Origin of the sequence: Streptomyces sp. H27-D2 (genome assembly GCF_035828615.1) — a bacterium.
Classification (GTDB): Bacteria; Actinomycetota; Actinomycetes; order Streptomycetales; family Streptomycetaceae; genus Streptomyces.
This window is the reverse complement of the sequence record NZ_JAYMZR010000001.1, coordinates 51,129-63,425: the sequence shown is the minus strand read 5'-3', so window position 1 is coordinate 63,425 and position 12,297 is coordinate 51,129. Positions and strand designations below refer to the sequence as shown.

Genomic DNA, 12,297 nt, shown 5'->3' with positions numbered 1-12,297 from the left:
TCGCGAGCGGGTGTCGGAGCCGTCTTTTCCGGGCATGTGTCAGGGCCCACTGTCGTCGTCCAGACGGTTTCAATGAGCAGTACGTAGCCCCTTACGCTGCAGGCCCGGGGCCTTTAGGCTGATCGCACCTTGAAGGTTACTCACGAGTCACAACGTAGCGCCGGGCGCCGGAGGATGCCGTGACGGACACACAGGCTTTGATCGAGAACCGGCCGCCATCCGTGGCGACGCTGTTCCTTGAACGAGTCGAAGCGACCCCGGACGCCGACGCCTACCGCTATCCGGTGCCGGCTCCCTCGGGGCGGGGCCCCGACACCTGGCACACACTGAGCTGGGGGGAGTCCGCCCAGCGGGTCTACGCGATCGCCGCCGGGCTGATCGACCTGGGCGTGCTGCCCGAGGAGCGGATCGCGATGGCCGCGAGCACCCGCGTCGAGTGGATCCTCGCGGACCTCGGCGTGCTGTGCGCGGGGGCGGCGACCACCACGGTCTACCCGAGCACCAGCGCCGACGAGACGGCGTTCATCCTCGCCGACTCGGGCAGCAAGGTGCTGATCGCGGAGAACGCGGCCCAGCTCGCCAAGGCGCGCGACCGGCGCGCCGAGCTGCCCGAGCTGGCCCATGTCGTGGTGATCGAGACCGCGGACGCGACGGCCGCCGAGGGCGACCCGGACGGCTGGGTGGTCTCGCTCGCCGAGCTGGAGCGGCGCGGCGCCGCCCACCTGGAGAAGAACCCCGAGTGCGTGCGGGAGCGGGTCGCGGCGATCCGCGCCGATCAGCTCGCGACGCTGATATACACCTCCGGCACCACCGGGCGCCCCAAGGGCGTACGGCTGCCGCACGACTGCTGGTCGTACATGGCCCGCGCGATCGAGGCGACCGACCTGGTCACCTCGGACGACGTGCAGTATCTGTGGCTGCCGCTCGCGCACGTCTTCGGCAAGGTGCTGACGGCCGGACAGATCAGTGTGGGGCACGTCATCGCGGTGGACGGCCGGGTCGACAAGATCATCGAGAATCTTCCGGTGGTGCAGCCGACCTATATGGCCGCGGTGCCGAGGATTTTCGAGAAGGTCTACAACGGCGTCGCGGCCAAGGCACGGGCCGGCGGCAGCGCCAAGTACAAGATCTTCCAGTGGGCCGCCGAGGTGGCCCGCGAATACGCGAAGGTCTCCCAGGACAACTTCCGCCGCACCGGCACCGCCTCCGTGCCGTTCGGGCTCGGCGCGAAGCACGCCGTCGCCGACAAGCTCGTCTACGCCAAGCTGCGTGAGGCATTCGGCGGCCGGCTGCGGGCCGCGGTGTCCGGCTCGGCCGCGCTCGCGCCCGAGATCGGCTTCTTCTTCGCCGGCGCCGGCATCCACATCCTGGAGGGCTACGGCCTCACCGAGACCAGCGCCGCCAGCTTCGTCAACCCGGGCGAGGCCTACCGCACCGGCACGGTCGGCAAGCCGCTGCCCGGCACCGAGGTCCGGATAGCGGAGGACGGCGAGATCCTGCTGCGCGGCCCCGGCGTCATGCAGGGCTACCACGGCCAGCCGGAGAAGACCGCGGAAGTCCTGGAGCCGGACGGCTGGTTCCACACCGGTGACATAGGCGAGCTGTCCGCGGACGGCTATCTGCGGATCACCGACCGCAAGAAGGACCTGATCAAGACCTCCGGCGGCAAGTACGTCTCGCCGGCCGAGGTCGAGGGCCAGTTCAAGGCGGTCTGCCCGTACGTCGGCAGCATCCTGGTGCACGGCGCGGACCGGAACTTCTGCACCGCCCTGGTCTCGCTCGACGAGCCGGCGATCATGGCGTGGGCGAAGGAGCACGGTCTCGACGGCAAGTCGTACTCCGACGTCGTGGCCTCGCAGCAGGCCGAGGAGCTGATCGGCGGCTTCGTGCAGGAGGTCAACCAGGGCTTGCAGCGCTGGCAGACGATCAAGAAGTTCCGGGTGCTGCCGCGCGACCTGGACATCGAGCACGGCGAACTGACGCCCAGCCTCAAGCTCAAGCGGCCTGTGGTGGAGCGGGAGTTCAAGCACCTGATCGACGACATGTACGCGGGCTCGCGCGAGGCGTAGCGGCGCCCGGCGCCGGCGCGGTGTGAGAAGCGCGTGCGGCCGGGGCGTCAGTCCCGGCCGCACCGCAGCGCCCTGACCGCTTCCTCCATCCGCGCGATGCTCCGGCGCAGTTCCAGCCCGTCGTCGAGGCCGCTGTCCGCCAACCGGCTCTCGATGACGGAGAGTCGGTGCAGCGCGGTGTCGATCCGCTCCTGGTCGCGGTCCAGCAACTGCCGCAACTGACGGTTCTTGCGGTGCAGTTCGAGAAAGACGTTGACCTTGGCCCGCAGCACCCACGGGTCGAACGGCTTGCTGAGATAGTCGGCGGCTCCGCTGGCATAGCCGCGGAACGCGTAGCCCGAGTCGTGGTCGGTGCCGGTCAGGAAGATGATCGGCACGTCCCTGGTCTGGTCGAGCCGCTTGATGTTGGCGGCCGTCTCGAAGCCGTCCATGCCGGGCATCAGCACGTCCAGCAGCACGACCGCGAATTCCTGGCGCAGCAGCGCCGTCATCGCCTCTTCCCCGGAACTGGCACGGACGAGCGGTTCGTCGAGCGAACTCAGGACGGCTTCCAGCGCCGTCAGGTTGTCCTCCATGTCGTCGACGAGCAGGATGCCGGCCCGGTCAGTGATGGAGTCATGCGTCATGGGGCCCCTCTGGGTCTCATCGGCGGGTCTCATCGGCGGGTCGGGAGCGGGGCCGGACCGGGGCCGGACCGGGGCCGGACCGGAGACGGGTACGCCGACAAGAGGCCGTAATCCGGCGGCGCGCACCCAGTCGTCGCGTGTTTCGCCGGCCACACGAGAAGCGGCGGAATTATTAGCCATGACTGCCCATTTCAGTTACTCGGCGCGTATGGGTGCAGTCAGTCTGTCACTCTGGCAATGGCGCAAATGGCGCTATGGCAGAAGTGCTCGGGAGTGGCTCAATGATGTCGGCATCCACCGCAAAAAGGGATGTTGTTACGCCGCACGCGGCCGAAACCGGTCCCGGGTCGCGGGGCAGCTTCCGCTCCCACAGTTCGCGTTCCAGCAGCCTGCCGGGCAACCCGCGCGCGGCCGCCGCCTCGCGTCAGTTCGTCCGAGCGGTCCTCGCCGACTGGACCGCTCAGGGACTGCCGGGCGCCGCCGGGATCAGCGACCGGCTGACGGACGATGCCGTACTGCTCATCAGCGAACTCGTCACCAACGCCGTGGTGCACGCCGGGACCGCCGTCGAGCTGCTCTGCCGGCTGGAGGAGGACGACCGCCTCGGCGACGGCCCGGACCACGGCCTGCCGGCCCGGGCGCCGGCCGCGCTGGTCGTCGAGGTGTCCGACCACCATCCCGCGCGGGCGCTGCGCCGCCGGCACCGGACGCCCGGCTCGGCGCCGGCTTCCTCCGACGGCGGGTACGGGCTCCAACTCGTCGGGGCGCTCGCCGAATCCTGGGGGATCACCTACGGCAGGGGCCTCAAGACCGTCTGGTTCCGGATGCCGCTCGCCGAGTCGGGCGGGCCGGGCGGGTCGGCCGCGGGACACGGCGAGTCGTTGCGACGCGAGCTGCGGGCGGCCGAGATCCTGGCCCCCGCCCCGCTGCGGTCCGCCGCCCGCAGCAGCGAGCCCGACTGGAGCAACCACGGCGCGCTGTCCTTCCTCGCCGAGGCATCCGACCTGCTCGCCGGGCAGCTCGACGTGGGCCGGGTGGCCTCGCTCGCCACCCAGCTCGTCGTGCCCCGGCTCGCCGACTGGTGCGCGGTGTGGCTGCGCGACGACGCGGACGACAGCCTGCGGCTCTCCCGCGTCTGGCACTCCAACGAGAACCGCATCGAGGGGCTGCGGGCGGTCCTGGAGAAGGAGCCCCCGGCGGCGGTGCCGCTCAGCGACCACGGCCGGCGCACCGCCGCCGGGCGCGGCACCGCGATCCCCAGCCCCTGGCCGGAGGACGGCGTTCCGTACGGCAACGGCGGGGCGGCGCTCGCCTGCCCGCTCGTCGCGGGCGGCCGCTGGCAGGGCACCCTGCTGCTCGGCAGGGCCGGACTGATGGGCTTCCCCGACCAGGTCGTCAGCCTGATCGAGGACCTGACCGGCCGGGTCGCCCGCGCCGTCTCCACCGCCCGCGTCTACGGCCGCCAGGAGCGGATCAGCCGGGTGCTGCAACGCGGACTGCTGCCCAGCGGCCTCGCGCGCATCCCCGGAATGGACACGGCGCTGGTGTACGAGCCGAGCGACGGGGCGTGGGCGGGCGGCGACTTCTACGACCTCTTCCCGGCCGGCGACGGCCGCTGGTGCTTCGCGCTCGGCGACGTCTGCGGCAGCGGCCCGGAGGCCGCCGCCGTCACCGGACTTGCCCGGCCCGTCCTGCGGCTGCTCGCCAGGGAGGGGTACAGCGTCACCGACGTCCTCGACCGGCTCAACCGGACGCTCGCGCAGGAGGCGGCGGACAGCGCCGCGGTGGCCGCCGCGGCCGTCGCCGCCGCGGCCGCCGGCCAGGGCATCGAGCCCGAGGGCCAGGGGGACACCGACCAGACCCGCTTCCTGTCCCTGCTGTACGGCGAGATCGTCCCGTACCCGAGCGGGCGCGGCGCGCGCTGCACGGTCGTGAGCGCCGGGCACCCGCTGCCCCTGGTGCTGCACCCCGACGGATCGGTACGGGTCGCAGCCGCGCCCCAGGTGCTGGTGGGTGTGGTGGACGACGCGGTCTACGAGAGCGAGTCCTTCGACCTGTCACCCGGCGAGACGCTGCTGTGCGTGACCGACGGCGTCACGGAGCGGCGCTCCGGGCGTCGGCAGTTCGACGACGGCGACGGGCTGGCGGCGGCGCTCGGCGCCTGTATGGGGCTGGGGGCGGCGGGGGTAGCCGAGCACATCCGGCGGGCGGTGCACAGCTTCGGTGAGGACCCGCCGGAGGACGACCTCGCGCTGCTGGTGCTCCAGGCGCTGTAGCGCCGCAGCCGGGTTCCCCGTCGGCCCTGTCGTCGCCGGGGCCGGCGGTGGCGGACAATGGGGGCATGCCTTCCGCACTGCCCGATGGTGAGCCCATGCCCGATGACGGGGCGCTGCCCGCCCATGCCCTGGCCGGGGCCGCGAGCCGTCCGCTCGGGTTCTACCTGCACGTCCCGTACTGCGCGACGCGCTGCGGATACTGCGACTTCAACACGTACACCGCCAGTGAGCTGCGCGGCTCGGGCGGCGCGCTGGCCTCGCGGGAGAACTACGCGCAGATGGTCACCGAGGAGATCCGGCTCGCGCGCAAGGTGCTCGGCGACGACCCCCGGCAGGTCGAGACGGTCTTCGTCGGGGGCGGCACGCCCACCCTGCTGCCCGCCGCCGACCTGGTGCTGATGCTCGGCGCCATCCGGGACGAGTTCGGCCTCGCGGACGGCGCGGAGATCAGCACCGAGGCGAACCCGGAGTCCGTCGATCCGGCGTATCTGGCGGAGCTGCGGGCCGGCGGCTTCAACCGGGTCTCGTTCGGCATGCAGAGCGCCCGGCCGCATGTGTTGCAGATCCTGGACCGTACGCACACCCCGGGCCGCCCCGAGGCGTGCGTCGCCGAGGCGCGCGCCGCCGGGTTCGACCATGTGAACCTCGACCTGATCTACGGGACGCCGGGCGAGTCGGACGACGACTGGCGGGCCTCCCTGACGGCGGCCATCGCCGCCGGCCCCGACCATGTCTCCGCGTACGCGCTGATCGTCGAGGAGGGCACCCAGCTCGCCCGCCGGATCCGGCGCGGCGAAGTGCCGATGACCGACGACGACGTGCACGCGGACCGCTATCTCATCGCCGAGGAGGCGCTCTCGGCCGCCGGGTTCGAGTGGTACGAGGTGTCCAACTGGGCCACGTCGGGCCCCGGCCGCTGCCGCCACAACGAGCTGTACTGGACCGGCGCCGACTGGTGGGGCGCCGGACCCGGCGCGCACAGCCACGTCGGCGGCGTCCGGTGGTGGAACGTCAAGCACCCCGGCGCGTACGCCCAGGCGCTGGGCGAGGGCCGCTCACCCGGCGCGGGACGCGAGGTGCTCGCGGACGAGGACCGGCGGGTCGAGCGGATTCTGCTCGAACTCCGGCTGGCGGACGGCTGCCCGCTGGAACTGCTCGCCCCTGCGGGCGCGCAGCACGCGGCGCGCGCCCTGGCGGACGGGCTGCTCCAGGCCGAGCCGTACACCAGGGGGCGCGCGGTGCTCACCCTGCGCGGGCGGCTGCTGGCCGACGCGGTGGTCCGCGACCTGGTGGACTGAGCCGCGCGGACGGGCCCGGCCGCCCCCGCCGTCGGGCTCAAGGGCGGCGCGGGCTCAGGAGCGGCGCCGGCTCACCGGGGGCAGGGGGCGCGCAGGCTCGGGAACGCCGCCGGCTCAGGGAACCGTCACGAAGTCGATCAAGTGCTCCACCCGGCCCAGCAACTGCGGCTCCAGGTCCTGGTACGAGCGGACCTTGCTCAGAATGTGCTGCCAGGCCGCCCCGGTGTTCTCCGGCCAGCCCAGCGCGCGGCACACGCCGGTCTTCCAGTCCTGGCCGCGCGGGACGGTGGGCCAGCCCGGGATGCCGACCGAGGACGGCTTCACGGCCTCCCACACGTCGATGTACGGGTGGCCGACGATCAGCACGTCCTCGTGCGAGACCTGCGCGGCGAGCCGGGACTCCTTGGAGCCCGGCACCAGATGGTCGACCAGGACGCCCAGCCGGGCGTCCGGCGCGGGGGAGAACGCCTTGACGATCGCGGGCAGATCGTCGATGCCCTCCAGGTACTCCACGACTACGCCTTCGATCCGCAGGTCGTCGCCCCACACCCGCTCGACCAGCTCCGCGTCGTGCCGACCCTCGACGTAGATGCGCCCGGCGCGCGCGACCCGGGCGCGCGCCCCCGGGACCGCGAGTGAGCCGGAGGCGGTGCGCTGGGGTGCGCGGCCCGCGCCGGCCGGGCGCACGAGAGTCACCACGCGCCCCTCCAGGAGGAAGCCGCGCGCGTCCATCGGGAAGACGCGGTGCTTGCCGAAGCGGTCCTCCAGCGTGACGGTCTGCCCCTCGGCCGTCTTCTCGCAGCGGATCACCGCCCCGCAGAAGCCGGTGGTGACCTCCTCCACGACCAGATCGCGGTCCGCCGGGACCTCCGGCGCGGGCGTGCTCTTCTTCCACGGCGGGGTCAGATCGGGACCGTACTCTCTGCTGCGCATCCGGCCGAGGATAGGAACAATTACCGGCTCACGGCTACGACACGCCGAAGCGGCGGGCCAGCTCCTCGCGTTGTGCCCGGACGAATCGGGCATCCACGACAGCGCCGTGCCCGGGGACGTACAGCGCGTCCTCGCCGCCGAGCGCCAGCAGCCGGTCGAGCGCGGCCGGCCAGCGGGAGGGAACGGCGTCCGGACCGGCCTGCGGCTCCCCGGATTCCTCGACCAGGTCGCCGCAGAAGACGACCGGCACCGCGCCGGCGGACTCCGGCGGGACGAGCACTACCAGATCGTGGCCGCTGTGCCCCGGTCCGATGTTCGCCAGCAGCACCCGCCGCCCGCCGAGGTCGAGGAGATGCTCACCGTGCACCGTGTGCTGCGGGCTCACCAGCAGATCGGCCGCCTCCGCCGCCTCATCCGCGGGCATGCCGTGCCGTACGGCGGACGCGCGCGTCTCGTCGCGCGCTCCGGCGAGCAGCACGTCCAGGCCCGTCGCGCCGTAGACCTGGACGCCCGCGAAGGCGGCCGTTCCGAGTACATGGTCGAAGTGGGCATGGGTGAGGGCCACGTGGGTAGCGGGATGTCCGAAGAGCCGTCGCACCTGCTGACGGATTCCGGCGCCCTCAGCCAGCGTGGCGCCGGTGTCCACCACCAGCGCTCCGGTCGCGCCGGACACCGCCCCCACCGTCGCGTCCCAGTGCGGGAGCCGCCGACGTGCCACACCGGGTGCGAGCTGCTCCCAGTTCGTCTCCGTGTTCATACGACGGTTCATACGACGGACGCTAGCGCCAGGAGGCCGGTCGTGCCGCACGTTGTCGGCAGCGCGCGGTACCTTCTTGCCGGGGTCCTGGTACCCGGCCGTACACTGGGCCGAAAGGTTTGGCACTCGCATTCGTAGAGTGCCAGGCAGGAGACACAGGACGACCGGTGGGACTGGAGGTGTGCGGTGTTGAGTGAACGCAGGCTCGAAGTGCTGCGCGCCATCGTCCAGGACTATGTGGGCACGGAGGAGCCGGTCGGCTCCAAGGCGCTCACCGAGCGGCATCACCTGGGCGTCTCCCCGGCCACGGTGCGCAACGACATGGCGGCGCTGGAGGACGAGGGATTCATCGCCCAGCCGCACACCAGCGCGGGCCGCATCCCGACCGACAAGGGCTACCGGCTCTTCGTCGACAAGCTGGCCGGCGTCAAGCCTCTGTCGTCACCGGAGCGGCGGGCCATCCAGAACTTCCTGGACGGCGCGGTCGACCTCGACGACGTGGTGGGCCGCACGGTCCGGCTGCTGGCGCAGCTGACCCGGCAGGTCGCGGTCGTCCAGTACCCCTCGCTCACCCGCTCCACGGTCCGGCACGTCGAGCTGCTCTCGCTGGCCCCGGCCCGCGTGATGCTGGTGCTGATCACCGACACCGGGCGGGTCGAACAGCGCCTGGTGGACTGCCCGGCGCCGTTCAACGACACCGCGCTGGCCGACCTGCGGGCCCGGATGAACAGCCGGGTCGTGGGCAAGCGTTTCGCGGATGTGCCGCAGTTGGTGCAGGATCTGCCGGAGTCCTTCGAAGCGGAGGACCGGGGAACCGTCACGACGGTGCTCGCCGTTCTGCTGGAGACCCTGGTCGAGGAGACCGAGGAGCGGCTGATCATCGGCGGCACCTCGAACCTGACCCGGTTCGGCCATGACTTCCCCGTGATGATCCGGCCGGTGCTGGAGGCGCTGGAGGAGCAGGTCGTGCTCCTCAAGCTGCTCGGCGAGGCCAAAGAATCGGGCATGACCGTACGTATCGGGCATGAGAATGCTCACGAGGGCCTGAACTCCACATCGGTCGTCGCGGTCGGCTACGGTTCGGGCGACGAGGCAGTCGCAAAACTCGGCGTGGTCGGACCGACCCGCATGGACTACCCCGGAACGATGGGAGCGGTACGCGCAGTGGCACGTTACGTCGGACAGATCCTGGCGGAGTCGTAAGTGGCCACGGACTATTACGCGGTCCTCGGTGTACAACGCGACGCTTCGCAGGAGCAGATCAAGAAGGCCTTCCGGCGGCTGGCGCGTGAGCTGCACCCGGATGTGAACCCGGACCCGAAGACCCAGGAGCGGTTCAAGGAGATCAACGCCGCTTACGAGGTGCTCTCGGACCCGCAGAAGAAGCAGGTCTTCGACCTCGGCGGCGATCCGCTCTCCGGAGCGGGCGGCGGCGGTGGCGGAGCCGGCGGCTTCGGCGCGGGCTTCGGCAACTTCAGCGACATCATGGACGCCTTCTTCGGACAGGCCTCCCAGCGCGGCCCGCGCTCCCGGACCAGGCGTGGCCAGGACGCGATGATCCGGCTCGACATCGAGCTGGACGAAGCCGCGTTCGGGACCACCAAGGACATCCAGGTCGACACCGCGATCGTCTGCACGACGTGCAGCGGTGAGGGCGCGGCGCCCGGCACCTCGGCGCAGACCTGTGACATGTGTCGCGGTCGCGGTGAGGTGTCGCAGGTGACCCGGTCGTTCCTGGGCCAGGTCATGACCTCGCGGCCGTGCCCGCAGTGCCAGGGCTTCGGCACCGTCGTGCCCACGCCCTGCCCGGAGTGCGCGGGCGACGGGCGCATCCGCTCGCGCCGGACGCTCACGGTCAAGATCCCGGCCGGCGTCGACAACGGCACCCGCATCCAACTCGCGGGCGAGGGCGAGGTCGGCCCCGGCGGCGGCCCCGCCGGCGACCTCTACGTCGAGATCCACGAGCTGCCGCACCCGGTCTTCCAGCGGCGCGGCGACGACCTGCACTGCACGGTCACCATCCCGATGACGGCGGCCACCCTCGGCACCCAGTGCCCGTTGGAGACCCTGGACGGTCTGGAGGAGATCGACATCCGGCCGGGCACTCAGTCCGGACAGTCGATCCCGCTGCACCAGCGCGGCATCACGCATCTGCGGGGCGGCGGCCGGGGCGACCTGATCGTGCACGTCGAGGTGCTCACGCCGGCGAAGCTCGACGCGGAGCAGGAAGAGCTGATGCGCAGGCTCGCCAAGCTGCGTGGTGAGGAGCGGCCGACCGGTCACTTTCAGCCCGGTCAGCAGGGGCTCTTCTCCCGCTTGAAAGACGCGTTCAACGGGCGCTAGACCCGGCCGACCGGATGCTGAGGCTCGTTACGGCGCGGCGCGGGGGGCGTGACACGATGTGGTCATGTCCTCCGCGCTGACCGATCTCTCCCCATATCCGATCGTGCAGGCCCCCATGGCAGGGGGCGGTTCCCGGCCGCCGCTGGTCGCCGCGGTGGCCCAGGCCGGCGGTCTCGGATTCCTGGCCGCCGGCTATAAAACGCCGGAAGCCATGTACGAAGAGATCAAACAGCTGCGCGGGCTCAGTGACCGGCCGTTCGGCGTGAACCTCTTCATGCCGCAGCCGAGCGCCTCGGCCACCACCGCCGTCGGCTCCGAAGTGGACCTCTACCGCGAGCAGCTCACGGGCGAGGCCACCTGGTACGAGACCCCGCTCGGCGACCCGGACGCGGGCAGCGACGACGCGTACGACGCGAAGCTCGCGATCCTCCTCGACGACCCGGTCCCGGTCGTCTCCTTCACCTTCGGCTGTCCGCCCCGCCCGGTCCTCGAAGCCTTCGCCAAGGCCGGCACGCTGACCGTGGTGACCGTCACCTCGCCGGCCGAGGCACAGGCCGCCCAGTGGTCGGGCGCCGCCGTCGTCTGCGTGCAGGGCATCGAGGCCGGCGGCCACCAGGGCACCCACCGCGACGACCCCAAGAGCGACGGCTGCGGCTCCGGGCTCGGCCTGCTCACCCTGGTCACCCAGGTGCGCGAGGCCGTCCAGCTCCCGATCATCGCCGCCGGCGGCCTGATGCGCGGCGGCCAGATCGCCGCCGTGCTGGCAACCGGCGCGAGCGCGGCGCAGCTCGGCACGGCGTTCCTCGTCTGTCCCGAGTCCGGCGCCCACGCGCTGCACAAACACGCCATGACCGACCCGCTGTTCACCCGCACCGAGCTGACCCGGGCCTTCTCAGGCCGCCCGGCCCGCGGCCTGGTCAACCGCTTCATGCGCGAGCACGGCCCGTACGCCCCGTCCGCCTACCCGCAGGTCCACCACCTGACCTCCGGGCTGCGCAAGGCGGCGGCGAAGGCCGGCGACGCGCAGGGCATGGCGCTGTGGGCAGGGCAGGGGCACCGGCAGGCGCGCGAGCTGCCGGCCGGGCAGCTGATCGAGGTGCTGGCCGCCGAACTGGCTGAGGCCCGCGCGGCGTTGGCCTTCCACCCGCAAGGAGAATCCGCGTCATGACGGCTCCCGTCTTCCTCGTCGACGGCGAGCGGCTGAGCGGCCTGTCCGGCGACGCGGCCGGGGCCAGGCCCGGCAGGCTCGTCACCCTGGACGGCCAGGAGGGGCGGCACGCCGTAGCGGTGCGCCGGCTGCGCGTCGGCGAGGAGATCGTGCTGACGGACGGCGCGGGCACCGGCGCGTACGGCACTGTGGCTGCCGTCGAGGGCAAGGACCGGCTGGACGTCGCGGTCGCCGAACTGCGCACGCAGGCCCCGCCGAACCCGCGGATCACGGTCGTCCAGGCGCTGCCCAAGGGCGACCGCGGCGAGCTGGCCGTCGAGACCATGACGGAGACCGGCGTGGACGCCGTCGTCCCCTGGGCGGCGGCCCGTTGCGTCACCCAGTGGAAGGGCGAGCGCGGCCTCAAGGCGCTCGGCAAGTGGCGCGCGACCGCCCGCGAGGCCGGCAAGCAGTCCCGCAGGCTCCGCTTCCCCGACGTCACCGACCTGATGAGCACTCGCCAGGTCGCGCGGCTGCTCGCCTCGGCCTCCTTCGCCGCCGTCCTGCACGAGGAGGGCAGCGAACCGCTCGCGAGCGCCGAACTGCCCGCCGGGGGCGACATCGTGCTCGTCGTCGGACCGGAAGGCGGCGTCTCGCCCGAGGAGCTGGCCGTCTTCGCCGAAGCGGGCGCCAAGCCGTACCGGCTGGGACCGACCGTGCTGCGCACCTCTACGGCGGGCACGGCCGCGTCCGCGCTGCTGCTGGGGCGTACGGGGCGCTGGGGCTGAGAGCCGCCGTCGCGCGGGCGGCGCTCGGCGGGACGCCTCCGGTGGCTCGTGCCGGGAGGG

At 72.3% G+C, this 12,297-nt stretch carries 10 protein-coding genes; 7 read left to right on the top strand and 3 right to left on the bottom strand.

The features are described 5' to 3' along the window. The first annotated feature begins 179 nt into the window (after nt 1–179). On the top strand, nt 180–2,069 hold the full coding sequence (locus tag QMK28_RS00305; RefSeq protein ID WP_326434861.1) for an AMP-dependent synthetase/ligase: 1,890 nt from the start codon (nt 180–182) through the stop codon (nt 2,067–2,069). A gap of 47 nt (nt 2,070–2,116) precedes the next feature. Here the strand turns inward: QMK28_RS00305 and QMK28_RS00300 are convergent, their stop codons facing one another. Next, complete coding sequence (locus QMK28_RS00300) at nt 2,117–2,695, bottom strand: response regulator (RefSeq protein WP_326434860.1); 579 nt, start codon at nt 2,693–2,695, stop codon at nt 2,117–2,119. Nucleotides 2,696–2,979: 284 nt separating this feature from the next. Between QMK28_RS00300 and QMK28_RS00295 the strand changes: the two genes are divergently transcribed. Together QMK28_RS00295 and hemW are read left to right on the top strand one after the other, a co-directional pair. After that, nucleotides 2,980–4,971, top strand: a complete 1,992-nt coding sequence (locus QMK28_RS00295) for a SpoIIE family protein phosphatase (RefSeq protein ID WP_326434961.1) — start codon at nt 2,980–2,982, stop codon at nt 4,969–4,971. A 65-nt stretch (nt 4,972–5,036) separates the two neighbouring features. Further along, nucleotides 5,037–6,269, top strand: coding sequence for a radical SAM family heme chaperone HemW (gene hemW, locus QMK28_RS00290; RefSeq protein ID WP_326434859.1), 1,233 nt, complete (start codon nt 5,037–5,039; stop codon nt 6,267–6,269). A gap of 114 nt (nt 6,270–6,383) precedes the next feature. Here the strand turns inward: hemW and QMK28_RS00285 are convergent, their stop codons facing one another. After that, nucleotides 6,384–7,202 (bottom strand): DUF3097 domain-containing protein, encoded by an 819-nt coding sequence (locus QMK28_RS00285; protein ID WP_326434858.1) that lies wholly within the window; start codon nt 7,200–7,202, stop codon nt 6,384–6,386. Between the two features lie 34 nt (nt 7,203–7,236). Continuing rightward, nucleotides 7,237–7,971, bottom strand: coding sequence for an MBL fold metallo-hydrolase (locus tag QMK28_RS00280; RefSeq protein ID WP_326434857.1), 735 nt, complete (start codon nt 7,969–7,971; stop codon nt 7,237–7,239). A gap of 174 nt (nt 7,972–8,145) precedes the next feature. Between QMK28_RS00280 and hrcA the strand changes: the two genes are divergently transcribed. From hrcA to QMK28_RS00260, 4 genes are all read left to right on the top strand, one after another. Beyond that, the gene (gene hrcA, locus QMK28_RS00275; RefSeq protein WP_326434856.1) at nt 8,146–9,162 is read left to right on the top strand and encodes a heat-inducible transcriptional repressor HrcA; all 1,017 of its coding nucleotides are present in this window, start codon (nt 8,146–8,148) and stop codon (nt 9,160–9,162) included. Continuing rightward, complete coding sequence (gene dnaJ, locus QMK28_RS00270; RefSeq protein ID WP_326434855.1) at nt 9,163–10,302, top strand: molecular chaperone DnaJ; 1,140 nt, start codon at nt 9,163–9,165, stop codon at nt 10,300–10,302. Nucleotides 10,303–10,366: 64 nt separating this feature from the next. Next, nucleotides 10,367–11,470, top strand: coding sequence for a nitronate monooxygenase (locus QMK28_RS00265; protein ID WP_326434854.1), 1,104 nt, complete (start codon nt 10,367–10,369; stop codon nt 11,468–11,470). Beyond that, nucleotides 11,467–12,237 (top strand): 16S rRNA (uracil(1498)-N(3))-methyltransferase, encoded by a 771-nt coding sequence (locus QMK28_RS00260; protein WP_326434853.1) that lies wholly within the window; start codon nt 11,467–11,469, stop codon nt 12,235–12,237. The genes QMK28_RS00265 and QMK28_RS00260 overlap by 4 nt, the downstream gene beginning before the upstream one ends. The last annotated feature ends 60 nt before the right edge of the window (nt 12,238–12,297 follow it).